The organism is Bradyrhizobium sp. CB1717 (genome assembly GCF_029714325.1).
In the GTDB taxonomy this organism is placed as follows: domain Bacteria; phylum Pseudomonadota; class Alphaproteobacteria; order Rhizobiales; family Xanthobacteraceae; genus Bradyrhizobium.
Genome location: NZ_CP121666.1, coordinates 3,726,149 through 3,752,596 on the forward strand (window position 1 = coordinate 3,726,149; position 26,448 = coordinate 3,752,596).

General features: G+C 65.5%; 19 protein-coding genes. 14 read left to right on the forward strand and 5 right to left on the reverse strand.

Annotated elements, in window-relative coordinates:
- The first annotated feature begins 139 nt into the window (after positions 1-139).
- Positions 140-1,549: an MFS transporter gene (locus QA649_RS17495; protein ID WP_283025285.1), complete on the forward strand. Its 1,410-nt coding sequence runs from the start codon at positions 140-142 to the stop codon at positions 1,547-1,549.
- A gap of 113 nt (positions 1,550-1,662) precedes the next feature.
- On the forward strand, positions 1,663-4,062 hold the full coding sequence (locus QA649_RS17500) for an EAL domain-containing protein (RefSeq protein WP_283025286.1): 2,400 nt from the start codon (positions 1,663-1,665) through the stop codon (positions 4,060-4,062).
- A 4-nt stretch (positions 4,063-4,066) separates the two neighbouring features.
- Here QA649_RS17500 and QA649_RS17505 read toward each other — a convergent pair whose 3' ends face one another.
- Positions 4,067-4,501, reverse strand: a complete 435-nt coding sequence (locus QA649_RS17505; protein ID WP_018642849.1) for a hypothetical protein — start codon at positions 4,499-4,501, stop codon at positions 4,067-4,069.
- Positions 4,502-4,565: 64 nt separating this feature from the next.
- Here QA649_RS17505 and QA649_RS17510 point away from each other — a divergent pair, with 64 nt between their 5' ends.
- On the forward strand, positions 4,566-5,147 hold the full coding sequence (locus QA649_RS17510; RefSeq protein WP_283025287.1) for a hypothetical protein: 582 nt from the start codon (positions 4,566-4,568) through the stop codon (positions 5,145-5,147).
- A gap of 13 nt (positions 5,148-5,160) precedes the next feature.
- Here the strand turns inward: QA649_RS17510 and QA649_RS17515 are convergent, their stop codons facing one another.
- Positions 5,161-6,504 carry a PLP-dependent aminotransferase family protein gene (locus QA649_RS17515; RefSeq protein WP_283025288.1) on the reverse strand — a complete coding sequence of 448 codons (1,344 nt, stop codon included), beginning with the start codon at positions 6,502-6,504 and terminating at the stop codon, positions 5,161-5,163.
- A gap of 186 nt (positions 6,505-6,690) precedes the next feature.
- Here QA649_RS17515 and QA649_RS17520 point away from each other — a divergent pair, with 186 nt between their 5' ends.
- Complete coding sequence (locus tag QA649_RS17520) at positions 6,691-6,927, forward strand: DUF1127 domain-containing protein (protein ID WP_026311968.1); 237 nt, start codon at positions 6,691-6,693, stop codon at positions 6,925-6,927.
- A 1,129-nt stretch (positions 6,928-8,056) separates the two neighbouring features.
- Here QA649_RS17520 and QA649_RS17525 read toward each other — a convergent pair.
- Both QA649_RS17525 and QA649_RS17530 read right to left on the reverse strand, forming a co-directional pair.
- Positions 8,057-8,482, reverse strand: a complete 426-nt coding sequence (locus QA649_RS17525; RefSeq protein WP_283025289.1) for a universal stress protein — start codon at positions 8,480-8,482, stop codon at positions 8,057-8,059.
- A gap of 142 nt (positions 8,483-8,624) precedes the next feature.
- Positions 8,625-9,161, reverse strand: coding sequence for a histidine phosphatase family protein (locus QA649_RS17530; RefSeq protein WP_283025290.1), 537 nt, complete (start codon positions 9,159-9,161; stop codon positions 8,625-8,627).
- Between the two features lie 197 nt (positions 9,162-9,358).
- Between QA649_RS17530 and QA649_RS17535 the strand changes: the two genes are divergently transcribed.
- The 9 genes from QA649_RS17535 to QA649_RS17575 all read left to right on the forward strand — a co-directional run bounded on the left by QA649_RS17535 (position 9,359) and on the right by QA649_RS17575 (position 23,031).
- Entirely contained in the window at positions 9,359-10,828 is a 1,470-nt protein-coding gene (locus QA649_RS17535) for an FAD-dependent oxidoreductase (protein ID WP_283025291.1), read from the forward strand.
- 86 nt (positions 10,829-10,914) lie between these two features.
- On the forward strand, positions 10,915-11,427 hold the full coding sequence (gene msrB / locus QA649_RS17540) for a peptide-methionine (R)-S-oxide reductase MsrB (RefSeq protein WP_283025292.1): 513 nt from the start codon (positions 10,915-10,917) through the stop codon (positions 11,425-11,427).
- Between the two features lie 269 nt (positions 11,428-11,696).
- Positions 11,697-13,970: a flagellar hook-basal body complex protein gene (locus tag QA649_RS17545; RefSeq protein ID WP_283025293.1), complete on the forward strand. Its 2,274-nt coding sequence runs from the start codon at positions 11,697-11,699 to the stop codon at positions 13,968-13,970.
- A gap of 36 nt (positions 13,971-14,006) precedes the next feature.
- Entirely contained in the window at positions 14,007-15,890 is a 1,884-nt protein-coding gene (gene flgK / locus QA649_RS17550) for a flagellar hook-associated protein FlgK (RefSeq protein WP_283025294.1), read from the forward strand.
- A gap of 20 nt (positions 15,891-15,910) precedes the next feature.
- Positions 15,911-17,794, forward strand: a complete 1,884-nt coding sequence (locus QA649_RS17555) for a flagellar protein (RefSeq protein WP_283025295.1) — start codon at positions 15,911-15,913, stop codon at positions 17,792-17,794.
- Between the two features lie 73 nt (positions 17,795-17,867).
- On the forward strand, positions 17,868-18,650 hold the full coding sequence (locus QA649_RS17560; RefSeq protein ID WP_283025296.1) for a hypothetical protein: 783 nt from the start codon (positions 17,868-17,870) through the stop codon (positions 18,648-18,650).
- 10 nt (positions 18,651-18,660) lie between these two features.
- Positions 18,661-20,283 carry a hypothetical protein gene (locus QA649_RS17565; protein WP_283025297.1) on the forward strand — a complete coding sequence of 541 codons (1,623 nt, stop codon included), beginning with the start codon at positions 18,661-18,663 and terminating at the stop codon, positions 20,281-20,283.
- Position 20,284: 1 nt separating this feature from the next.
- Positions 20,285-21,538, forward strand: a complete 1,254-nt coding sequence (locus tag QA649_RS17570; RefSeq protein WP_283025298.1) for a hypothetical protein — start codon at positions 20,285-20,287, stop codon at positions 21,536-21,538.
- Entirely contained in the window at positions 21,535-23,031 is a 1,497-nt protein-coding gene (locus tag QA649_RS17575) for an aspartate aminotransferase family protein (RefSeq protein ID WP_283025299.1), read from the forward strand. Before QA649_RS17570 ends, QA649_RS17575 begins: the two co-directional genes overlap by 4 nt.
- An 89-nt stretch (positions 23,032-23,120) precedes the next feature.
- Here the strand turns inward: QA649_RS17575 and flbT are convergent, their stop codons facing one another.
- Positions 23,121-23,561: a flagellar biosynthesis repressor FlbT gene (gene flbT / locus QA649_RS17580; protein ID WP_212026006.1), complete on the reverse strand. Its 441-nt coding sequence runs from the start codon at positions 23,559-23,561 to the stop codon at positions 23,121-23,123.
- Between the two features lie 322 nt (positions 23,562-23,883).
- Here flbT and QA649_RS17585 point away from each other — a divergent pair, with 322 nt between their 5' ends.
- On the forward strand, positions 23,884-26,172 hold the full coding sequence (locus tag QA649_RS17585) for a DUF1522 domain-containing protein (RefSeq protein ID WP_283025300.1): 2,289 nt from the start codon (positions 23,884-23,886) through the stop codon (positions 26,170-26,172).
- Positions 26,173-26,448 lie beyond the last annotated feature (276 nt).

The window sequence follows — 26,448 nt, forward strand, 5'->3', positions numbered from 1 at the left end:
CCGCGAGCAGGGCGTGGCGCTTCGTCGTTTGTTACTGAAGGACTACGATTCATCGCGCGATGATGTTTCGACCATAATCGAAACATGATGGCGCGGCGCAAGCGTATGTTTTCGCATGGGGCTGCAATCGAGGTGCAGCATGCGAGCTAACACCATCAAATATGAATCCTTCGACGACGCGGCCCGCGCGCAGCGTGCCGGCTCGCGTCTTGCGACCTTGCTGACGCTGGCCGCGATGAGCCTCGGCTATGGCGTGGTGCAGCTCGACGTCACCATCGTCAACACCGCGCTCGATGCGATGGGCAAGACGCTCGGCGGCGGGGTGGCCGAGCTGCAATGGGTGGTCAGCGCCTACACCATCGCCTTTGCAGCCTTCATCCTGACATCGGGCGCGCTCGGCGACCGGATCGGCGCCAAGCGCGTCTTCATGGCGGGCTTCGCCATCTTTACCGCCGCCTCGCTCGCGTGCGCGCTGTCGCCCAACGCCATCGTGCTGATCGCGGCACGATTGGTCCAGGGGCTGGCGGCGGCGATCCTGGTGCCGAATTCGCTGGCGCTGCTCAATCATGCCTATACAGACGATCGTGCGCGGGGCCGGGCTGTTGCGATCTGGGCTGCCGGCGCCAGCCTGGCGCTCACCGCGGGTCCCTTCGTCGGCGGCGTGCTGATCACCCTGGTCGGCTGGCGCGCGATCTTCCTCGTCAACCTCCCGATCGGCCTGATGGGTCTTGGGCTGAGCTGGCGTTATGCGACCGAGACCACGCGCGCGCCCTCGCGCGAGATCGATCTGCCCGGCCAGCTCGCAGCGATCGGCGCGCTGGGGGCGCTGGCCGGCGCGATCATCGAGGGCGGCGCGCTCGGCTGGGATCATCCGGCCGTGCTCGCGGCCTTCGCGGCGGCCCTGGTCGTGGGCGTGCTGTTTGTCTGGCGGGAAAGCCGAGCGGCGCAACCGATGCTGCCTCTGTCGTTGTTCGGTCACCGGCTGTTTACCCTCACCGCGCTCGTCGGACTGCTGGTGAACATCGCGATCTACGGATTGATCTTCGTGCTCAGCCTTTACTTCCAGAGGATCAACGGGCTGTCGGCGTGGTGGACCGGGCTCGCCTTCGTGCCAATGATGGCGGCGGTGCTGCCGGTCAATCTGCTGGCGCCGCGCCTTGCCGAGCGCATCGGCGCGTGCCCGACCATCGTCGTCGGCGCCAGTATCTCGGCGCTGGGCTGTCTCGGCCTGCTCTGGATCGAGGCTGACACGCGCTATTGGATGATCTGCGCGCAGATGATCGCGATCAGCGGCGGCCTCGGGCTGCTGGTGCCGCCGCTGACCTCGACCCTGCTGGGCAGTGTCGAGAAGGCGCGCTCCGGCATCGCGGCCGGCGTCCTGAACGCGACGCGGCAGACCGGCAGCGTGCTCGGCGTTGCGCTGTTCGGCTCGCTGGTGGCCTCGGAGGGGGCCTTCATGGCCGGCCTGCACGCCTCGCTGGCCGTATCGGCCTCCGTCCTGCTGCTTGCCGCCGCGGCGATCGGGATCGGCGCGCCCTCGCGAGGATGAACAATCCGAGCGAATGAACACATCTCCCGTTCACCATCCGCGGAACCGGCACATAGCCGGTTACCGATCGTCCACCACTGTCGGTTCAAGTGCGGGTCCCATAGGGGCCGGCAATGTATCAAGTTCTTTACTGTCTCACCGAACAGCATGATTGGAGCCTGGTTGCGCTTGGCGGAGCAGTATGCCTGCTCGCCAGCGCCGCGGCGATCAGCCTGTTTCACCGGGCGCGCGCGACGCGGGGACCGGGGCGCCTCGCCTGGATCACACTGGATGCTGTCGTCAGCGGATGCGGTGTCTGGGCGACGCATTTCATCGCGATGCTTGCCTACGGCCCGGGCGATGCCGGCGCTTACAACATCCCGGTCACGATTCTTTCGCTGATCCTTGCGATCTCGGTGACCTTCGTCGGGCTGAGCATCGCGGTGTCGTCCTCGCGCGCGGCCTGGATCGTCGTCGGCGGTGCCATCGTCGGCGGCGGTGTCGCGGCGATGCATTACACCGGCATGGCGGCGCTGGAGATGCCGGCCCGCGTGGGCTGGGTCGGAAGCACGGTTGCCGCCTCGGTGCTGCTCGGAGTTGTCTTTGCCGCGCTCGCGCTGTTCGTCGCCGCGCGACGCGACGATATCTCCCATGCGCTGAGCGCGACCGCCTTGCTGACGCTCGCCATCGTCGCACATCATTTCACCGCGATGGGCGCCGTGCTGCTGACGCCGGACCCGACGCTCGCGATCAGCGGGCTCGCGGTTCCGCCTGCCTCGATGTCTTTCCTCACGGCTACCGCCGCGGTTGCGATCATCGCGATTGCGCTCGTTGCTGCGCTGCTCGACCGCCGCGCCAAGGGCGAACTGGGACGCCAGCAACTGGTGCTGGACTCCGCGCTCGAGAACATGTCGCAGGGACTGTGCATGTTCGATGCGGACGGCAAGATCATCCTGTTCAACGAGCGATATGCGTCGATGCTCCGCCGTACCGACATCGCGCTGACCGGCCGTCTGCTGGTCGACGTGTTCAGGGAGGAGCAGGCCAAGGGCCAGTGGCTGGGCGATGCGGATGAATTCTTTGCGCGGCTCGTCGCCGATGCGCGCGAGGGCCGCACCACGACCGACGTCATCAACCGGTTCGGCCGCTCCATCCGCGTCGTCAACCAGCCGATGCAGGGCGGCGGCTGGGTCGCGACCTTCGAGGACATCACCGAATGGCTGGCGGCGCAGGACAAGATCTCGCACATGGCGCGACATGACGCGCTGACCGGCCTGCCGAACCGCGTGCTGTTCCATGAGGAGCTCGAGCAGGGACTGCACCGGGCGAAGTCGGACGACCAGCTTGCGGTGCTCTGTCTCGATCTCGACCACTTCAAGGACATCAACGACTCGCTCGGCCATCCCATCGGCGATGCGCTGCTCAAGGAGGTCGGCCGCAGGCTGAAGGCCACCGTCGGCGAACACGACACGGTGGCGCGGCTCGGCGGCGACGAATTCGCCGTGGTCCAGATCGGACGGTCGGAGGAAGCCGCTGCGCGGTCGCTTGCCGGCCGCCTCGTCGAGGTGATCTCGGCGCCTTACGAGATCGACGACCATCAGATCGTGATCGGTGTCTCGATCGGCATCTCGCTGTCGCCGCAGGACGGCAGCAATCCGGACGAGCTGCTCAAGAACGCCGACCTCGCGCTGTACCGCGCCAAGGCGGACGGCCGCGGCACCTATCGCTTCTTCGAGACCGGCATGGATGCGCGCGCGCAGGCCCGGCGCCTCCTGGAAATGGATCTGCGCGCGGCGCTGCAGCGCGACGAATTCCAGCCGTACTACCAGCCGATCCGCGACGTCGCCAGCGGCCGGGTCGTCGCCTTCGAGGCGCTGTTGCGCTGGAATCATCCGCAGCGCGGCCTGATCGCTCCCGTCAGCTTCATTCCGCTCGCCGAGGAAACCGGACTCATCGTCCAGCTCGGCGAATTCGTGCTGCGCTCCGCCTGCACCGACGCGGCCACCTGGCCCGACGATGTCGACGTCGCCGTCAACCTGTCGCCGGTGCAGTTCAAGAGCCCGAACCTGATCGCATCCGTGACCGCGGCGCTGGCCGCCTCGGGACTTGAGGCGCACCGCCTCGAGCTCGAGATCACCGAATCCGTGCTGCTGCAGAACAGCGAGGCGACGCTCACCACGCTGCACGAGCTGCGGGCCATGGGCGTGCGGATCTCGCTCGACGATTTCGGCACCGGCTACTCGTCGCTGAGCTATCTGCGCAGCTTCCCGTTCGACAAGATCAAGATCGATCGCTCCTTCGTGTCGGAGCTTGCGACGCGCGAGGATTCCATGGCGATCATCCGCGCCGTGACCGGCCTTGGCCGCAGCCTCGGCATCGTCACCACGGCGGAAGGCGTCGAGAACGACGCGCAGCTCGAGCTGCTCCGGCGCGAGGGCTGCACCCAGGCGCAGGGCTATCTGTTCAGCAAGCCGCGACCTGCCTCGGAAGTCGCGATGATGCTGGACCGGCCTCGGCTGCGCGTCTCGGCCTGAAGGATCAGCCGCGGCGCAGCGCGAAATGCGCGCCGCAGAACGCCATCACGGCGCCGAGGCACAATGCAGCAAGCCCGGCCAGCACGCCCGAGACCGTCGGGATCGGGCTCGGCGCCGAGGCCACCTGGCCGGCACCCGCAAGCAGCAGCACGCCGACTGCGATCAGGAATTGCCGCATGCGCTGCGGGATCTGGCCGGAGACTGCGCTCTGCATCAGGCTTGCGGTGAAATAGCCGCCGGAGAAGCCGACGGTTGCGATCAGCCACCAGGCGATCGCAGCGCCAGCCGGAATGAACTCATGCGTGTCGGAGCGCCAGAGACCACCGAGGTCGAGACCGTAGCGCGCGCCCAGCATGTGCACCGCGAGCGCGAGCAGCACGCCGGAGATCATTGCGGCGCCGAGAATCAGGCGACGCGGAAAAAAGGTCGTCTCAGCCATGCCTCGCTTGTAGGATGGGCGAGGGCGATCGCGCAAGCGGATCGCGGACGGGATTGATTTCGAGATGCAGGTTTCCGGAGCCGAGGCGGCCACGAGATACGCCTACAAGGCCTCGCTGATCGGCTCGGCGCATCGCTTCGAGCTGACGGAGGAGGGGCTGTCCTGGCACATCGCCGGCAGTTCGGGCCTGTGGCGCTATGACGAGATCTCGGCGATCCGGCTGTCGTTCCGTCCGGTGTCGATGCAGCAGCACCGCTTTCGCGCCGATGTCAGCCACAGCGGCGGCGGCCGCATCGCGATCCTGTCGACGAGTTGGCAGACCGCGGCCCTGATGGCGCCGCAGGACAACGGCTTTCGCGATTTTCTCATCGAGCTCCACGCACGGATGGCGAAAGCGGGCAGCCGCGCCGAATTGACCGCAGGCCTCGGCCGCAAGACCTATGCGGCGGTGCTGGCGTTCCTGGCGGCGCTCGCTGTGGCGATGGCCGGGCTGTTGATCCGCGCACTCATGATCGGCGAATTCGCCGGCGTGCTGTTCATCCTCGGCTTTGCCGCGCTGTTCGCCTGGCAGGTCGGCGGCTTCGTGCGGCGCAACCAGCCGCAGAGCTACAGCTTCGATCGCGTCCCGAAGGCCCTGCTGCCTTAATCTTCACAGCAAGCTACTCCGTCGAGTCGAAATCCTCTTCCTTGGTGCCGAGCAGCGAGACGATTGTGCGCAGGCCGGAATCGAGTTGTTCCGGGGTGGGCGGAGCGAGCGCGAGCCGCACCGCATTCGGTGCATGGCCATGCGCGATCGCGAAAGTCGAGGACGGCGTCAGCGCGATGCCGCGCCTTGCTGCTGCGGCCACGAAGGTCTGCGAGCGCCAGTGCGACGGCAACGTCAGCCACAAATGATATGCGCGTGTGTCGGCCGCGATCTGGTAGCCGGCGAGCAGCCTTGCCGCGGTCTGCTGGCGGCGTGCGGCGTCGATGCGTTTCAGCCGCGTCAGCTCGGCGACGGTGCCGTCGGCCATCAGCCGCTGGCCGGACGCGAGCGCGTGGCCCGAGGCGATCCAGCCGCCGGTGCGGACCGCACTCATCACGCTCTCGCGCAAGTGAGGCGGTGTGACGAGGATGCCGAGTGCAAGGCCCGGCGCGACCTTCTTGGAAAGGCTGTCGATCACGATGCAGCGGTCCGGCCCGAGGGTGGCCAGCGGCGTGTCGTCGGCGAGGAAGCCGTAGACGGCGTCCTCGATGATGGTGAGATCGAGTTTCTCGGCGACGCGCATGATGTCGGCACGCCGGGTCGCGTTCATGGTGACGCCGAGCGGATTCTGGATGATGGGCTGCAGGTACAGCGCCGACAGATGCGCCTCGCGGTGCGCCTTCTGGATGGCATCGGGACGCGCGCCGAATTCGTCCATTGGAATCGGGACCAGCGTGATGCCGAGCCGCGCTGCGATGCTTTTGACGTAAGGATAGGTCAGCGCCTCGACGCCGCAGCGTCCGCCGGTGGGAACGAGCGCTGCGAGCGCGGCCGCGAGCGATTGCTTCCCGTTGGCGGTGAAGACGATCTGCTCGGCTTGCGGCGTGAAGTCCTTGCGGGCGAGATAGGCGGCCGCCGCATGGCGCGCACTCTTGGTGCCGGTGCTGGTCGAGACGCGCAAAGCGGATTCGAGCGCGTCGACGCGTTCGAGCCCCGCGAGGCTCTTGGCGATCATCGCCCATTGCTGCGGCAATAACGGATAATTGACCTCGAAATCGATCCGAGCATCGCGCGGCTCGCTCAGCGCCTCGACCTCGCGCCTGATGTCGCCGGAGATGAAGGTGCCGCGGCCGACCTCGCCGACCACGAGGCCACGGCGGAGCAACTCCGTATAAACCCGGCTCGCGGTCGAGACCGCGATGCCGCGATCATAGGCAAAATTGCGCTGCGGCGGCAGCCGGTCGCCGGGCCTTAACGTGCCGTTAGAGATATCCGCGGCAATGGCATCGGCAAGCTTCACGTACTCGAACTTGGACATTATTGCACCGAGAGCAATGTTTTACTTGCTCCGAGTAGTGTACTGGAGCATTTAAGTTCCATCAAGTTCCGCGATTGAGCCGAGGGGAGCGAGAGCAATCCGACGGCAAATGAGGTGCAGGCGCCGACAGCGTCGGCGCCAACGGCGCCTGCTTCGCCGCGCGGGACGATACGCCGGAGAAGAAACATGACCACGATCTCGCAAACTGCCGGGCGGAGTTTACGCCCATCCTCGTCGAGCGGATTTTTTGCAACGCTCGCCAATGCCGCCTACGCGCTGTTCGACCGCCTGGAGCGCCGCTCCGCCGTCAAGACCCTGAACGAGCTCGACGACCGCGCCCTGCGCGACATCGGCATCAATCGCAGCCAGATCGAGGACGCGGTGTACGGACAGTTCAAGGCCGAGCTGTCGCGGTATCTGTAAGCTTTGGCTGAGCGAGCGTTGCTGCTCGCTCTTGTGTCCCGGACGCGCTGCAGCGTTCTTACGCTGCTGCGCAGAGCCGGGACCCAGCAAGCCGCAGGGTTCGCTGAATCATGGGCCCCGGCTCTGCAGCGCATCACTTCGTGCTGCGCAGCGTCCGGGGCACGAGCAGAGTTTTCGTGCAGAGCTCTCTCGACATCGTCATTGCGAGCGCAGCGAAGCAATCCAGAATGCCTGTGCGGAGGCAGTCTGGATTGCTTCGTCGCAAGCGCTCCTCGCAATGACGGAGTGCTGGGTGCCTGCCCGGCTCTTTCAGTTCGTATCCTCATTGCAGAGCTCGTAGGATGGGTAGAGCGCAGCGAAACCCATCGACCCTTTCCACTTGCGGAAGCATGATGGGTTTCGCAAGAGCTCTACCCATCCTACGCCCCTGCAGACACAGCTTCGCATCCTCGCGGCTGATTTCGCCCGAGCTTTGCCTGTCATCTCGCCCCCAATGAAAGAGGGCGCAGGGAAGGCCGGGTGCCGGCCGGGCACCCACGGTCCACTGTGCGGAAGGTGGCGACAAGAATTTGCACAGCGGCATACAGGTGAAGCCAAACATCCGGCCTTCCCTGCGCAGTGGTGTTACGGCTTATGTCGTGCTCTCCCCGGGGAGCGATGCACTATTGCCCCCGTCGCCTCACGGCTTGCTGACGCGCGGACCCGGTCGGGCCGCCACATCACCGCAAGACTTGGCGCACAGACCCCGGGCGCCAGGACCACACGATTTTGCCGTACGAGAGCCGCACCGGTCGTTTGCGCGACGTCCTTGCTCACGGTTGCCCGCCCTGCAAAACCCTTCGCGCCGATGTGGCCCGCGTCCACCGCCGCCCGGCCCGCGTTCGTGACGATCGCGATACGCCCCTCTTCCTTGGGCCGGGTTGCGGCGATGAATACGCCGTTTCCGAAATTCGGTAAAGCGGAATATTTTTGGCGATGCGCATTGACCGAGAGATTGGGTGTTTTGCCCGTCGGGCAACACACGGTCTCGTAGCCCAGATGAGCGAAGCGATATCCGGGATTTCGCGGAGCGAGCGGCCCCGGGTGTCGCTGCGCTCACCCGGGCTACGAATTGCGGGCCCGCTGCCCCTCAGTGCCTCACCACCAGCACCGAGCACTTGGCATAGCGCACGACGTGCCCGGCATTCGAGCCGAGGAAATAGGTGCGCATCGCCGGCCGGTGTGAGGTCATCACGATCAAATCGGCCTTCATGTGCACGGCTTCCTCGAGGATCTCGTGGTAGATGCCGCCCTGGCGAACCACGCTGGAGATGCGAGCAGCCTCGATGCCCGATTCGCGCGCGACGATGGCGAGGGCTTCCTCCGAAGTCTGGCGCTGCTGCTCGTCGAAATCGGCCGGCACATATTCGGCGAGCATCACCGGCGTCATCGGCAGCACGTTGAGCAGGCGCACCGTGCCGCTCCAGGTCTGCGACAGCGTGGCCGCGGTCGCGATCGCCGGCTTGGCGAGGTCGGTGTCGGCAAGGTCGATGGGCACGAGGATGGACTTGAACATCTGCGCCTCCAGTCTTCCAGTCAGGAAGTCTAGAGCCATTTTCGTTCCGATGGAATCGGAACGGAGCTCCAGCTTCTTGTTTGGACGCGTTTTCTTGACGCGAACCGGTGTCCACTTCCGGTCGAGACGGCGCCCGCGCGTCTCAGGCCGTTCGAAGCAGCTTGGGACTGACGAACAGCACCAGCTTGCCGCGGCGGTAGGCCACGTCCCCCCAATCCTTGACGTCAAAGTCGAAGATCGCAAGCCCCGCCGTGGGCAGGTTGTGGGCGAGCGCCTTGGCGCCGGCGTGATCGCCGCCGCCGGTCAGCATCAGGGCGATCTCGTGCATGCCGGGATTGTGCCCGACCAGCAGCAACCGCTTCGGATCGGCGGGAATCGTTGCAGTGCGAATGGATTCCAGGATCTGCGCGGGATCGGCGCCGTAGAGTTCGGGCAGGACCTCGACCTGCGGCGCCCGGACGCGGTCCTTCATCGTCGTCCAGGCGATGTCCCAGGTCTGCCGTGTCCGGACGGCATGCGACACCAGCACGGTATCGGGGAAGGGCGGATGGCTGGCGATCCAGTCGCCCATCTGCGCGGCATCCTTGTGGCCGCGGTCGTCGAGGCGGCGATCCTGGTCGCGGCCGCTTGGCGCGTCAGTCTCGGTCTTGGCGTGACGCAGCAGCATCAAACGGCGCATGGCATTCTCGAATCGTTCCACGTCCAGGATAATCTACAGACGCCAGTTGAGGACAAGGTGACAAGCGCCCGATCGGTTCTTTAAAGCGGCGATGAGGCAAGAACAAATCGTCATCGCGATTTAAGTTGTTGGTTTGAGCAGGATCTTTTCGCAAAAACCGCTGCACACTTTTCCGGTTCATGCTCTAAGAAAACGACATGAGCGAGACTTTCACAAGCGTGTCCCAGGAAGAAGCCGGCCTTCGCGAGCGCACGCGGCTGTCGTTCGAGCTCGACGCCGATATCTGCGTGATCGGAGCCGGGCTTGCGGGGCTCTCCATCGCACTGGAGGCAGCCCGGCTCGGGGCCAGCGTCGCAGTGCTCGAGGGCCGCCATGTCGGCTGGAATGCCTCCGGCAACCAGCTCGGCACCGTGATGCCGGGCTTTGCGCTGCCGCTCACTGAGCTGATCGAGCGCATCGGCTTCGAGGACGCCCGCGAATTGTGGGCGCTGTCGAAGGAGGGGGCCGAATTCGTCCGCGCCAACGCCACCGAGGAGAACATGCCGGGGATCGCTCCCAGCGACGGCGTGCTGGAGGTCTCCAACGTCGATGCCGGCGACCGCCTGATCAGCCGGCTGCAGATGCTGAACGAGGATTTCGACACCGAGGTCGAGGGTTGGCAGGTCGATCGCGTCCGCGAGGTGCTGAAGACCGATCGTTACTTCCACGGCGTGTATTACCCGAGGGCGTTCCAGGTCGACGGCCGCAAATACGTGCACGGCCTTGCGGGGCTGGCGCGGCGGGCAGGCGCCCGCATCTTCGAGGACACGCCGGTCGTCAGCATCGATCATTCCGGCATCCGCAAGCGCATCGTCACGCCATCGGCGCGGCTACGCGCCACCCACATCGTGCTCGCCGGCAACATCCATCTCGGCGCGCCCTTGAGACGCCTGTCGGAGACGCTGCTGCCGGTCTGGCGCTACGCCGGCATCACCGCGCCGCTCGGCGAGCGCGTGCAGGAGATCATCGCCTTCAAGGGATCGGTGATGGATTCCGACGGCGTCGATCATTTCCGCATCGTCGATGGCGACCGCCTGATGTGGGAGAGCCCGGAGACCACCTGGGCCGCGCGACCGCAGCGTTTTGCAGGCAGCGTCAAGCGGCGCATCCGCACGATCTTCCCCCAGCTCGGCAACGTCGAGATCACCGAGACGTTCGGCGGCGCCACCGGCCAGACCGTGCACGGCATGCCGCAGATCGGCCAGTTGCGCAAAGGCCTGTGGGTGGCGAGCGGATTCGGCCGCCAGGGCATGAACACTTCGGCCATGGCCGGACAGTTGATCGCGCGCAGCATCCTGTGGGGCGATGAGCGCTGGAAGCTGTTCTCGCCGTTCGAGCTGGTCTGGGCCGGCGGGGCGACCGGCCGCGTTGCCGGCCAATTGGTCGGCATCTGGGGCAGGGCGAGCTCCGCCGCCGCGGGCTCGCTCGCCCGCTACCGCGAACGGGCCAGAGTCAAGGACAGGGAGCGCGAGGCCCGTCTCGCCGAAGCCAACCGCGCCGCCGGGACCGGGCCGCGCCGTCCGCCGCCCGGCGTGCGGCCGCGGCCGGCGCCTGCACCGGAACATGCGGCCCAAGACGTGAAGCAGGCTCCGGAACCGGCTGTCCAGGACCAGAGCGTCTCGCAATAAGTTGAGAAATCCTCCGCCCGGAAGTGTAACGTCGGCCGTTAGAGCCCGTATCTCAGGGCGTGGACTTCCCGCGCACGGAGAATGAGATGTTTGACCGCCGCATCCTGCTGACGACTGTCGCCGGCCTGTTCGGCCTTTCGGCCTTCCGCTGGCTGAGAGGATCACCTGCCGAGGCTGGCGAGAAGGCCGCGGAAACGTTCGAGATCACCAAGACGGAGGCCGAATGGCGTGCCCAGCTCACGCCGCAGCAATATGAGATCCTGCGCAATCACGGCACCGAGCGGCCGGGCTCCAGCCCGCTCTTGAAGGAGCATCGCAAGGGCATTTTCGCCTGCGCCGGCTGCGACCTGCCGCTGTTTGCATCGGATACCAAATTCGAGAGCGGCACGGGCTGGCCGAGCTTCTACCAGCCGATCGAGGGCAATGTCGGCAAGACCGAGGACCGCACCTACGGCATGGTGCGCACCGAGGTGCATTGCCGGCGTTGCGGCGGCCATCTCGGTCACGTCTTCGACGACGGTCCGAAGCCGACCGGATTGCGCTACTGCATCGACGGTTTCGGGCTGGTTTTCCACCCGGCTGCGGCCTCGGCGACGTAGTGAGTTGAGGTGTCATTCCGGGGCGGTCCGCAGGACCGAACCCGGAATCTCGAGGTTCCGGATTCGATGCTGCGCATCGCTCCGGAACGACAGGATGTCCCGGCAATTGTTGCCGGTCCCGGCAATTGTGCCCCGGTCATCAGACCGAGGCTTTTTCATTAAGTCATTGATTTCATGAAGATACCCGCATTGGCATAGCCCTTGCGACTGTCTCCTCCGACTGCGGCCATGGTCGACCGGCCGCCGAGATCGGATTTGGAGACAAAGTTATGGGTATCTTCGATGCAATGAACACCTCGGTGGGTGGTCTGCAGGCGCAGTCCTACGCGCTGCAGAACATTTCCGGCAACATCGCGAACTCATCCACCACCGGTTACAAGGGCATCGGCACCAGCTTCGTCGATCTCATTCCCGACTCCTCGGTTCCGAGCAAGCAGGTCGCGGGCGGCGTGACGGCCAACGCCAAGGCCACCATCACCACGCAGGGCACCATCTCGGGCTCCACCGTCGCCACCAACATGGCGATCACCGGCGACGGCTTCTTCTCCATCCAGAAGGCGACCGGCGTCGTCGACAACGTGCCGGTGTTCAGCGGCGTCACCTACTATACCCGTCGCGGCGACTTCCAGCTCAATGCCAACGGCAACCTGGTCAACGGCGCCGGCTACTATCTGATGGGCACCACGGTCGACCCCAAGACCGGCAACCCGACCGGCAACGTGGCGACGGTCCTGAAATTCCAGAACAACTTCATCCCGGCGCAGGCGACCACCTCGATCCAGTACGCTGCGAACCTGCCGTCCAAGCCGAACACGGCGGCGAGCTCGACCGCGGCGAGCGGCACGCTGCTGGCTGCCGGCGGCCTGAACCCGTCCGACTTCGCCGCCAACCCGCTGATCGTCGGCACGCCGCCGCCGCCTTACACGAACGCGACGGTCTCCGGCGCAGCCGCTACCGGCAATCTGCGCTCGGCCTATACGGCGACGACCGCGACCGGCACGGTGACGCTGCAGGACAGCGCTTCGGCGGCAGCAACTGGCGCCACGTCTCTCGATTCCGCCGTGACCCCGCATCTCAACACAAGCCTTCTCACCAGCCTGGCCGGCAAGACGCTGAAGGTCAACGGCCAGACCATCAACTTTGACGCCACCGTTTCCGGCGCCTCGACGGTCGGCGCCACGACCACGATTGGTCTGCTTTCGCCCACCGGCGCACTGATGTCGGATGTCCTGAATGCGATCACCCTGGGTGCCGGTGGCGCTCCCGCCACCGCGACAATGACCGCGGGCGGTAACATCCAGATCACGACCAGCACCACGGCCGACGTGACGATCAGCGGCACTGCGGCAGGCCTGTTCGGCCTCAGCAGCATAACGCGCGGCGGTAACGTGCTGTCCACTCCCGCGATCACGGGTGCTACGGTGCTCGGCGGCAGCGCGACGCCCGGCGGTGCGGAAGTCCTCTCAACGCCGTTCGTGGCCGGCAATACCATCCAGGTCAATGGCACGGGAGCCGGCAATACGATCACCTTCGTGAATTCCGGTGCCAGCGCTGCGACCCCAAACCTGATCAATGTCACCGACGATATCGCGACCCTGCTCCAGAAGATCGACAACCTCAGCGGTGCGAGCGGTTCGTCGATCACCAACGGCGTGATCACTCTGAATACCGGTATCGCCAATCCGACCCTGACGGTGACGAGCAACAACTCCAGCGCCTTCGCCGCGCTCGGCTTCACGTCATCCATTTCCAAGAACCGCGGCGGCGGCGGCACGGCCGGCACCGGCGGCGTGATCGGCAACGACATCGCCACCTTCACCAAGGAATCGATCAGCGGCGGTGCGGTGACCGCCTACAACGCCGCGGGCACGCCGGTGAACCTGCAGCTGCGTTGGGCCAAGACCGACAGCGCCTCGCTGGGCACCGGCCATTCCGACACCTGGAACCTGTTCTACCAGACCGATCCGAACGCGACCGGCACGACGGTCGGCTGGGTCAATACCGGGCAGGCCTTCACCTTTGCTGCCGACGGCTCACTGACCTCGCCGAGCACCTCGGGCGTCACCATCAACAATGTCAGCGTCAGCGGCCAGCAGCTCGGCTCGCTCGCTTTCAACATCTCTCAGGGCGGCCTGACGCAATATGCCAGCACCAGCGGCGCGGTGACCATCAACACCATCACCCAGAACGGCTATGCCGCCGGTCAGCTCCGCTCCGTCGCCGTCAACAACAACGGCCTCGTGGTCGGCACCTTCTCCAACGGCCAGAACCTCGACCTCGCACAGGTCTCGCTGTCGCACTTCAACGGCACGAATTACCTGAAGGCGCTCGACGGCGGCGCCTACGCCGCGACCGAGCAGTCGGGCCCCGCGATCGACGGCGCTTCGGGCACCATCAGCGGCTCGTCGCTGGAAGGCTCCAACACCGACATCGCCGACGAGTTCACCAAGCTGATCGTGACCCAGCAGGCCTATTCGGCCAACACCAAGGTGATCACGACCGCGAATTCGATGGTGCAGGACCTCCTGAACGTGTTGCGCTGATCGGCGCGTGACGTAACCAAAGGCGGGTAAGTACACATGGGTTTGAGTTCAGCCCTCGCCAGTGCGATGAGCGGCCTGCGTGCCAACCAGGCCGCGCTCTCGATCGTCTCCTCGAACGTCGCCAACTCGCAGACGCCGGGTTACGTCGTCCAGAGGGCGAACCAGATCGAGGTCACCACCGGCGATTTCGGATCGACGGCGATGACGACCGGCGTCAGCCGGGAGCTCGACACTTTTGTGCTGAACCAGCTGCGCACCGAGACCGGTGGCAGCGGTTACGCCGACCAGATGGCCAACATCCTGAAGCAGCTTCAGAGTGTCTATGGCACGCCCGGCAATAGCGGCACGCTCGAAAGCGCGCTGAACAAATTCACCACGGCGCTCCAGGCGCTGTCGACGAGCTCGGGCGCCTCGTCGGCGCAGACCGTTGCGCTTGGCGCGGCGCAGGCGCTGGCGCAGCAGCTCAACGTCACCACCAAGGGCATCCAGTCGCTGCGCTCCAACGTCGAGCAGGATCTCGGCACCTCGGCGCAAGCCGCCAACGCGGCGATGCAGCAGATCGCCGACATCAACACCAAGCTTCAGGGCCTGTCAGCCAACGATCCCTCGGCTGCGACGCTGATGGACCAGCGCGACCAGGCCATCAACACGCTGTCGAAATACGTCGACGTCCGCGTCACCACCGACGGTTCGAACCAGGCCAACATCTACACCACGACCGGCGTCCAGCTCGTCGGCGCCGGGCTCGCCTCGCAATTCTCCTTTGCCTCGGCAGGCGCGCTGTCGGCGACCTCGCTCTACAACACCGACCCGGCCAAGTCCGGCGTCGGCGCGCTCAACATCAAACTGCCGAACGGCTCGCAGGTCGACGTCGTCGCCAACAATGTGGTTTCCTCAGGTCAGATCGCGGCCGACCTGAAGCTGCGTGACCAGACGCTGGTGCAGGCGCAGACCCAGATCGACCAGCTCGCCGCCGCGATGTCGAGCGCGCTGTCGGACAAGACCACGGCCGGCAGCAAGGTCGCTGGCCCGCCGGCCGGCTTCGACCTGGACCTTGCCGGTGCGCTGCCGGGCAATACGGTCAACATCACCTATACCGACACCGCGACCAACACCCAGCGCCAGATCACGCTCGTCAACGTGACCGATCCGGCGGCGCTGCCGCTCCAGAACGCCACCAACGCCAACCCGATGCAGGTTGGCGTCAATTTTTCGGGCGGCATGAGCGCGATCGCCTCCGCGCTCAATACCGCGCTGGCGGGCTCGCACCTGACGTTCTCCGCCGCGCCGTCGCCGGCCACCGCCACGACGCTGCGGGTCACCGACGACAACAGCGGCCTTGCCAAGGTCAATTCGGCCTCGACCACCAAGACGATCTCGTCGCTGACTTCGGGCAGTCCGCAGCTGGCGGTGTTCACCGATGGCGGCCAGGCGCTCTACACCGGTGCAATCACGGCATCGGGTTCGCAGATGACCGGGCTTGCCGGGCGCATCGCCGTGAACACGCAGCTGGTCAGCGATCCCACGCGGCTGTCGGTCTACAATACCTCGCCGGTGACGCCCGCCGGCGACACCACGCGCTCGGACTATCTCTATTCGCAGCTCACCAGTGCGGTGTTCTCCTATTCGCCGACGACCGGCCTCGGCTCGGCGAACCAGCCCTTCACCGGCAGCGTCTCGAACTACCTCCAGCAGTTCCTGAGCATCCAGGCCAACGCCTCGACCCAGGCCACCCAGCTGCAGCAGGGCCAGAGCGTCGTGGTCTCGACGCTCCAGGCCAAGTTCAACTCGACCTCCAGCGTCAATCTGGACTCGGAGATGTCGAACCTGATCCAGCTCCAGAATGCCTATGCCGCCAACGCCCACGTGATGTCGGTGGTGCAGAGCATGATGAACACGTTGATCCAGGCTCAAAGGTAACCAGTACAGGGCTCTGAAAGATGTCGATCAGCAGCATCAACTACTCCTCGTCGGTTCTGGGCTCGCAGATCCGCAACATCAATCAGCAGCTCACCGACCTGTCGACGCAGCTCTCGACCGGCAAGCTGTCGCAGAACTATTCCGGCATGGGCACCAACGAGGGCTTTGCGATCGCCTCGCGCGCGCAGCTCTCCAACATCGCGGCCTATACCGACACGATCACGAACGTCAACGTCAGCATCAACCTCGCCAATACCGCGCTGCAGTCGCTGACGAAGATCCGCAGCACGGTGCAGACGGGCTCGGCCAACACCGCGCAGGATCTCAACGTCAACGGACAGACGATCGCGCAGAACACCGCCGCCGCCCAGTTCGGCTCCATGGTCGGCGTTTTCAACACGCAGACCGGCAACCGCTATCTGTTCTCGGGAACGGCGGTCAACACGCAGTCGGTTGCGGACGCCGGCGACATCATCAACGGCACCACGACGCAGGCGGGCTTCAAGACCGTGATGGCGGAGCGCCAGGCCGCCGACTTAGGGGCTAACGGCATGGGGCGGCTGGTGCAGACGCAGCCGACGCCGAGCTCGGTCCAGGTATCGGAAGACGTCGCGGGATCTCCGTTCGGGCTCAAGATCAAGTCGGTGTCCTCGACGCTGACGGGTGCGACCGTCACCGGCCCGAGCGGCTCGCCGGTGTCGTTCTCGGTCGATCTCAACGGCAACAATCCCAGCAACGGCGACAAGCTGAGCATTCAGTTCACGCTGCCGGACGGCACCACCGAGCAGATCGACCTGACAGCGTCCTCGGCGACGCCGACGCCGCTCGGCAGCTTTGCGATCGACGCGAGCGTCCCGGTCAACCCGAACAATACCGCGGCGAACCTCAACACGGCGCTGAACACGGCGATCAAGAAGCTCGCCAACACCTCGCTGGTTGCGGCGTCGGCCGTGACGGCCGGCGACAATTTCTTCAACACGGCGAGCTCCGCGATCGGCAGTGCCAAGACCAACCAGGCGGCTCCGCCCGCACCGATCAGCGGTGCGACCGCGCTGTCCGGCACCAGCCCCTCGGATTCGATCTCGCCGGGCTTCGTCGCCGGCGACACCATCACCGTCAACGGCACCACGCTCACCTTCGTCAGCTCGGGCGCGACCGGCAACCAGCTCAACGTCACCGACAGCATCCAGACCCTGCTGAGCAAGATCGACGGGATCACGGGAACGTCGAAGCCGTCGACGGTTCATGGCGGCGCGATCACGATCAACACCGACGATGCGGCGAGCCTGAACATCACGAGCTCGAACACGAGTGCGCTGGGCTCGCTCGGCTTCAGCGCGACGCCGGTGACCGCCACGCAGCCGCCGCTGCGCGTCGGCTCCTCGCCGGCGAGCTCGGCGACGACGCTGGTGAACGGCTCGGCCAACACCGTGAAATGGTACCTCGGCAATGACGGGCCCGGCTCGCCGCGCTCCACCGCGATGGCGCGGGTCGACGATTCCGTCACGGTGCAGTATGGCGCCCAGGCGAACGAGGACGCGATCCGTCGCCAGTTGCAGGCGATCGCCGTGTTCGGGACGTTCTCGACCTCGCCGACCGGGCAGTATTCCGGCGGGCAGGTCTCGGCGCTGAGCCTGCGGGTGACCCAGGCGCTGACCCAGCAGCCCGGCCAGCAGCGCATCGAGGACATCCAGACCGACATCGCGATGGCCCAGAACACGATGAAGGACGCGACCACGCGCCAGACCCAGGCCAAGGCGCAGCTCCAGACCATCGTCGACCAGGCGGAATCGGCCTCGCCCGATCAGGTCGCGAGCGAGATCCTGGCACTGCAGAATGCGCTCCAGGCGTCCTACCAGACCACCTCAAAACTCGCCCAGCTCTCGCTCGTCAAGTTCCTGTAAGGTTGCGTTAAGACGTCGTTAACCATGCCTGTTTACCTCTTGGTGAGGATTGCAAGCGGGGGCGGAGCGGTCGATGTCTGACAGGATGCAGCTGGTGGTGGCAACGCCTTGCTTCGGCGGGCAGGTGTCGAGCATCTATGCGAGCTCGATCTTCGCGCTCCAGCGCGCCGTGCACGGCATGTCCAATCTCGAGCTCAAGGTGCACTTGCGCGACGGCGACGCGCTGATCACGCGGGCGCGGGCCAATCTGGTCGCGATGTTCCTGGACGATCCCAAGGCGACGCATTTCCTGTTCATCGACGCCGATATCGGCTTCAAGCCGGAGCAGGTGTTCCGGCTGATCGAATGCGGCGCCGACGTCGTTGCGGGCTGCTATCCGATCAAGCGGGTCAACTGGGACAAGGCCGCGCGTGCGATCCAGTCAGGTCGGGCGGATGTGCCGGCTGCCTCGCTCGACTACGTGCTCGAGATCGAGGATCCCGACCGCATCGTGGTGGTCAACGGCTTTACCCGCGTGCGTTATGCGGGCACGGGCTTCCTCATGATCCGGCGTCACGTGCTGGAAGCGATGTGCCGCCATCCGGACTATGCGAACCTGCAGTTCTTCCGCGAGCATTCGCACGACACGCTGGCGGCCAGCCAGAACCGGTTTGCGCTGTTCGAATGCATGATTGATCCGGCGACCGGCACCTATCTCTCCGAGGACTTCGCCTTCTGCAAGCGCTGGACCGATATCGGCGGCGAGATCTGGGCCGACATCCAGAGCTCGCTCGACCATGTCGGGCCGTCGGTATTCCACGGCGATATCGCCTCTCAGTTCGCGCCGGCGCCTGCGGCGGCGGCCGACGCGGCCTGAGCGCTTCGGGATGAGCACCGGCGCATCCCGTCTGCCAGACATCGAACGAGCGTCCGACGGCGGCTCGCGCTATCGCTTGCGCGATCTCTTCACGCCGCTCGACACGCTGCTGGTCTCCGGCGGCGATCCGCGCCTGACGCTCGATCCTGACGATCGCGTCAACGCCTATGGCTGTGCGCCATCGCCGGAGCCGGAGATCTGGAATTTTGCTTCGTCGACCGCGTCCACGATCTCGCAAGCCGCCTACGATCGCGCTGCGCTGGCGCGCGAAGAGCTCATGCACAGATGCCTGTTCGACGAGGTCGAGGTCGCCTTCGACGCACGCTGCGAGGGCATGCGCGAGGAGCTGCGCGGCCATCTCCAGCTCTCGCCGCGCGTCGACATCGTGTTCTCGCCGTCAGGCACCGACTCCCAGCTCCATGCCCTGTTCCTGGCGCGCGCGGTGCTGGGCGCACCGCCGTTGACGATCGTGGTCGGCGCCGATCAGACCGGAAGCGGGACGGCCCATACTGCGGGCGGGCGCCATTTCAGCACGCTGACGGCGAGCGGCCTTGCGGTGCGCAAGGACGATGCGGTGGCCGGGCTTGCTGGTGACAGCATCGCGGTGCCGCTGCTCGACGCCGCCGCGTCCGACATCGCGATGCGCGCCGATGCCGACGCTGCAGTAATGCGTGCAATCGAGAACAGCCTCGCGCAAGGCCGGTGCGTTCTTCTGCACATCATGGATTCGTCAAAACTCGGCTGGCGCGCGCCGAGTGCTGCCTGCCTCGATGAGATCGCGCGGCGCTGGCCGCGCAAGGTTCAGGTGGTCGTCGATGCCTGCCAGGCGCGACTCGGTCGCCGCCGGCTGCGTTCCTATCTCGACCGCGGTTACATGGTGTTGATGACAGGCTCGAAATTCTTCGGCGGCCCCGCCTTCAGCGGCGCGCTGCTGGTGCCGAAGGGCCTGTCGCGGTCGATCGACCGAATCGGCGCGATGGCGCCGGGCATCTTCGACTATGCCGGCCGCTGCGACTGGCCGACGGCCTGGACGGCGCTGCGCTCGCGATTCGAGCGCCGGCCGAATTTCGGTCAATGGCTGCGCTGGGAGGCCGCACTGGCGGAGATCGGCAGCTACTATGCCGTGCCGGGCGCATTCCGCGCCAAGGCGCTGGCCGAGCTCGCCACCGGCATCGACAGCATGATCGCGCTGTCGCCATCGTTTCAGGCCGTTCCGAATGCATCCGGGCAGGCCGGCGTGAATGACGAGGAATTTGCGGCGGCCACGATCTTTCCGTTCGCGTTGCTGCGCAACGGCAAGCCGGTCTCTATCGCGGACACCAGCGCGGTGCATCGCGCTCTGGCGCGTGACATGAGTAGCGACATCGGCGGTAGTGCGGCGGACCGGCAGGTCGCCGCACAACGCTGCCTCGTTGGTCAGCCGGTACGGCTTGAGCGGGCGGACGGCAAGCAAGGATTGCTGCGGCTGTGTGTCGGCGCGCGGCTCGTTACCGAAGCCTGGTCGGCGGACGCCGCACAATCGCAACGCAATTTGCAGCAGATCCTCGATCGCATCGCCCACATGCTGGTGAAGATCGAGCTGCTGCTCGACGGTGCCACGGCTGCGCCGGGGAAGTTCGTGCTCGAGGCCTAAGATGCTGCATCCTGTTTCCGCCCCGAACGGCGCCACCGCGCCAGCCCATTCCGACCGTATCGGCTTTGCGCAGTTGACGCGCCGGGCCTTCGAGGGCGGCAATCTGCATCCGTTGCGCGAGAAGCTTCTGGAGCGGATCGCGGAAGGAATCGCGGAGGCAGGCGAGGGGCTGGACCTGTCGCTGATTGCCCAGCTGCTCGGCGAAAAGGAGGCCGGCCTCGTGATCCAGACCGAGGTGCTTGCCTTCCATCAATTGTTTCGCACGCCCTGCGCGGCTGCCAAACCGCGCATGCGCGTGCTGGCGCTCGCGGCCGATATCGACATGGGCGGCAACACCCCGATCGAGTTCCTGCTCGAAGGCTCCGACATCGAGCTGCTGACGCTCTACGTGGTGAAGGGCGTCGGCCTGCCCGAGACGTTGCCCGAGCATGACGTGGCCATCGTGGTCGCCTCCGATTCCGCGGAATGCCGCGAGGCACTCGCCGTCATCGAACAGGCCGCGCCGCGCTGGCCGCGGCCGCTGCTCAATCGCCCCGAGCTGATTGGCAATCTCGATCGCGACAAGCTCTATCGGTTGCTGGCTGATATCCCCGGTCTCGATATTCCCGTGACCGCCAACGCGACCCGTGCGCAATTGACGGCTCTCTCAGAGGGACGGATCGCTTGCGCGGAGATTACGAGCGAATTGCACTTTCCAATGATCGTGCGGCCGCGCGGCACGCACGCCGGCGTCGGGCTCGCGAAGGTCGACGATGCTGCGGCGCTGAAGGCCTATCTGGCCGAGCGACAGGAGCAGGACTTTTTCGTCGCGCGTTTCGTCAATTACGCGAGCTCCGACGGGCTCTTTCGCAAGATCCGGCTCACCATGGTCGACGGCAAGCCTTATGCCTGTCACATGGCGATCGCCGATCGTTGGGACATCTGGTATCTCAACGCCTACATGGCGTTCAGCGAGGAGAAGCGCGCTGAAGAGGCCGTCTTCATGCAAGACTTCGATCACGCCTTCGCGGCGCGCCACAAGAATGCGCTCGACGAGATGAGCCGGCGCGTCGGCCTCGACTATTTCATCGTCGACTGCGCCGAGAACCAGGACGGCGAGCTGCTGGTGTTCGAGGCCGACAACACCGCCGTCGTGCACAACATGGATCCGCCGGCCGTGTTTCCATACAAGCCGCCGCAGATGCGCAAGATCTTTGCCGCGTTCACGGCGATGCTGTCGCGGCACGTAAAGGCGGGCGAGGGGGCTGCAGCATGAACGAGATCATCCGCAACACGCAAGGCTCCGTCACGCACACTTCGCTCGATCCGCAGGACTGGAGCGAATTCCGCGCGCTTGCCCATCGCATGCTCGACGAGGCGATCGACGGCATCGCCAACGTCCGCGCGCGCCCCGTCTGGCAGCCGATTCCCGATGATGTCCGCGCGGCCATCAAATCCGACGTGCCGCGCGAGGCAAGCGAGCTCGCTGATGTCTATCGCGAGTTCGCAGCGCATGTCGCGCCTTACGCGACCGGCAACGTTCATCCCGGCTTCATGGGCTGGGTGCATGGCGGCGGCACGGCTGTCGGCATGGTCGCGGAGATGCTCGCCGCGGGTCTGAATGCCAATCTCGGCGGCCGCGACCACATGCCGATCGAGGTCGAGCGCCAGATCGTCGACTGGATGCGCCGCCTGTTTGCCTTCCCGGAAGACGCGAGCGGCATCTTCGTCACGGGCACATCGATGGCCAATCTGATTGCGGTGCTGGTGGCGCGCAACGCTGCGCTCGGCACGCTGGCGCGGCAGCACGGCATCGGCAATGACGGCGCGCTGCTCACGGCCTACACGTCGCGGACCGCGCATGGCTGTGTCTCCAGGGCGATGGACATCGCCGGGCTCGGCACCGATGCACTGCGCAAGATCGGCGTCGATGCAGATCACCGCATCGATGTGGCCGCGCTGCGTGCGCAGATCGCGGCCGATCGCGAGGTCGGCTTCAAGCCGTTCCTGGTCGTCGCATCCGCCGGCACGGTCGATGTCGGTGCGATCGACGATCTCAGGGCCGTCGCGGAGCTGTGCCGCGGCGAAGGAATCTGGTTTCACGTCGACGGCGCTTTTGGCGCGCTCGCAATTCTCTCTCCCGAACTCGCGCCATTGCTCGGCGGCATTGAGCTAGCCGACTCCATTGCGCTCGACTTCCACAAATGGGGGCAGGTGCCCTATGACGCCGGCTTCCTGCTGGTACGCGACGGCGAGCAGCACCGGCAGGCCTTCGCCCAGCCGGCGGCCTATCTGAGCCGCGAGGCGAGGGGGCTGGCGGCGGGGGCGGTCTGGCCCTGCGATCTCGGCCCCGATTTGTCGCGCGGCTTCCGGGCGCTGAAGACCTGGTTTACGTTGAAGACGTTCGGCACCGACCGGCTGGGTACGGTGATCGCGCGAAGCTGCGCGCTCGCCAAATATCTGGAGGCGCGCGTGCTGGCCGAACCGCGGCTGGAATTGCTGGCGCCGGTGAATCTCAACATCGTCTGCTTCCGCTATCGGTGCGGCGACGCGGTCAATCGCGAGATCGTTGCCGACATCCAGGAGTCCGGCATCGCCGCGCCCTCGAGCACGACGCTGGACGGCAAGTTTGCGATCCGCGCCGCGATCGTCAATCACCGCACGAACGAGACCGATATCGATGCGCTGGTTGCGGCCGTGCTGGAGTTCGGCGGACGGCGGAGCGGCGGAGTGATCGACGTCGAGGCGCCACCGCTCGTGGCGCAATAGCGCGACGCAGGGTTGAAAACGACAACGGCCCCGGAGGCGATCCGGGGCCGTTGTCGTTTGCGGAGCTTGGTCGTCCGCGCGGACGGTCGTCAGGCGGCGGTGCTGACGTCGTCCTTGGCCGCTTCCACCTTGGGATGGGTGGCCTCGAACTGGCTACGCAGCTTCTCCTCATAGGCGATCAGCTTGCGGGCTTCCTTCAGCGCCCGATAGAGGTCGCCGTTCAGGATGTTGTTGTTGATGCCTTCGATGATCGGCCAGGAGCTCGGCACCGCGGTGACGATGTCCCGCACCAGGTTGAAATAGGTGCCGTGCTGGGTCTGCGGATCCGGCGAGATGTACATGAGCTGGACCGCCAGATAGACGAGCTTGGCGGGTGTGTCGGCGGTCTCGGGCGTGAGGATGTCGCGCTCGCGCAGGATCGGCACGTTCTCGCCGTCGATCAGCAGACGAGCCCGCTGGTCCGTGTTGGTGATCACGGAATTGCCGACGATGATGCGTTCGTGCGGTTTGAGCTCGACCTTGAGAGCCATTGCCTGTTCTCCATCAACGCTTTCGTAACCGAGCGTGAGTTGCGGCGGATCAGGGTGCAATACTCTCTCAACATTAGTTAACGAGTTCTAAATCGCCGGCGTTCGGACGGAAAAGATCAATTATATCAACGTCGGAATTGCGTGGCGGCGCAGCGTCGGCGGCGGCTGGATCGTCCGAATCATACGCCGACCGGGCGAAAGCGCCGGTTTCATTTCATGTTTCGTTAGAGGTCTCGACGCCAGGGTCCGCCGGTCGCTGGGTCAATCTCGATCCAAGCAGACGCGTAACAGTAGCGTCGTTTACCAGAAAGGTAACAGAGTTATGTCAGGTATCGTCCTCTCCGCATCGGTTCGTCAGAACCTGCTCTCCCTCCAGTCCACCGCTGACCTCCTCGCCACCACGCAGAACCGTCTGTCGACCGGCAAGAGCGTCAACTCGGCCCTGGACAATCCCACCAACTTCTTCACCGCCCAGTCGCTCGACAACCGCGCCAGCGACATCAACAACCTGCTCGATGGCATCGCCAACGGCGTGCAGGTGCTGCAGGCTGCCAACACCGGCATCACATCGCTGCAGAAGCTGATCGACTCTGCGAAGTCGATCGCCAACCAGGCGCTTCAGACCACGGTCGGCTATTCCACCAAGTCCAACGTCTCCGCCACCATCTCCGGTGCGACGGCGGCCGATCTGCGCGGCACGACCTCGTTCGCAAGCGCGACCGCGAGCAGCAACGTCGTGTATAGCGGCGCGGCTGGCGGCACCACGGCGGCGACCGGCACCACCACGCTCGGCGCGACCATCGGCTCCTTTGCCAGCACTGGCGCAACAGCCGGTGACGGTACCACGGCGCTGTCCGGCGCCATCACCCTGATCGCCACCAACGGCACGACAGCGACCGGCCTCCTCGGCAACGCCCAGCCTGCCGACGGCGACACGCTGACCGTGAACGGCAAGACCATCACGTTCCGCAGCGGCGCGGCTCCGGCGTCGACCGCCGTTCCGACCGGTTCGGGCGTCAGCGGCAACCTCGTCACCGACGGCAACGGCAATACGACCGTCTATCTCGGCACCGCCGGTACTCCGGCTGCGACCGTCAACGATCTGTTGTCCGCGATCGACCTCGCCAGCGGCGTCAAGACGGTGTCCATCAGCTCCGGCGCTGCGACGATCTCCGTGAGTGCCAGCCAGCCCGGTGCTGCGGTCTCGACCGCTGCTGCCGGCGCCGTCACGCTGAAGAGCTCGACGGGTGCGGATCTGAGCGTCACCGGCAAGGCCGACCTGCTCAAGGCCCTCGGCCTGACGACGGCTGTGGGCGGCGGCAACGCCACCGTGAACGTCAACCGGACCACGAGCTCGGCCTCGCTGGGTGCGACCATCGCGGACGGTTCGACGCTGAACGTCGACGGTCACGTCATCACCTTCAAGAACGCGCCGATCCCGGGCTCGACCGGTGCGCCGAGCGTTCCGACCGGGTTTGGCGTCAGCGGCAACGTCCTCACCGACGGCAACGGCAACTCGACCGTCTATCTGCAGGCCGGCACGCTCAACGACGTGCTGAAGGCGATCGACCTTGCCACCGGCGTGCAGACCGCGACGGTCAATGCCAACGGCACCGCGACGCTTGCGACGGCAACGGGTCAGTCGAATTCGACGATCAACTCGTCCGGCGCGCTCAAGCTCTCGACCGGCGTCAATGCCGACCTGTCGATCACCGGCACCGGCAACGCGTTGAACGTTCTCGGCCTGGCCGGCAACACCGGAACCGCGACCGCGTTCACCGCGGCTCGGACCTCCGGCGTCGGCGGCATCAGCGGCAAGACCTTGACCTTCTCCTCCTTCAACGGCGGCACGGCGGTCAACGTCACCTTCGGTGATGGCACCAACGGTACGGTCAAGACGCTCGACCAGCTCAACACGAAGCTTCAGGCCAACAACCTGACGGCCACGATCGATGCCAACGGCCTGCTGACCGTTTCGACCACCAACGACTACGCGTCCTCGACCATCGGTTCGAGCGCCGCAGGTGGTGCGATCGGCGGTACGCTGACCTCGTCGCTGACCTTCTCGACGGCTTCCAGCCCCGTCCAGGATACGGTTGCCCAGACCTCGCGTGCCAATCTGGTCAATCAGTACAACAACATCCTGAACCAGATCGACACGACGGCGCAGGACTCCTCGTTCAACGGTGTCAACCTCCTGAACGGCGACCAGCTCAAGCTGGTGTTCGACGAAACCGGCAAGTCGAACCTCAGCATCACCGGCGTGACCTACAACTCGAAGGGTCTGGGCCTTGCCTCGCTGACCAGCGGTGTCGACTTCATCGACAACGCTGCCACCAACAAGGTGCTGACCAACCTGAACGCCGCCTCGAGCACGCTGCGTTCGGAAGCTTCGAGCCTCGGTTCGAACCTCTCGGTGGTGCAGGTTCGTCAGGACTTCAACAAGAGCCTGATCAACGTGCTGCAGACCGGTTCGTCCAACCTGACGCTGGCCGACACCAACACTGAAGCCGCCAACAGCCAGGCGCTGTCGACCCGCCAGTCGATCGCGGTCTCCGCGCTGTCGCTGGCCAACCAGTCGCAGCAGAGCGTGCTGCAGCTGCTCCGCTAAGTCGCGGCTGACATCGCAAGCAAGATCAGGCGGCGGGGCTTCGGCCCCGCCGCTTTCTTTTTGGCGGCATCAGATTGCCGCTCGGCGATGCGCGGACGATGGATCCGGATGCAGCCAATTGCTCACTCTGAGTTATGGTTGACAAGTCGCAAATGTCTCGCCGCTGCACCAAAAAGCGTCATCCGATCATGGCGATATGAGCGAGCGCGATTTGGCCCTGAACGCGCATATGGTGAATCCGCGCAAGGACTCGCGCGATATGCTTCATGCTTTGTT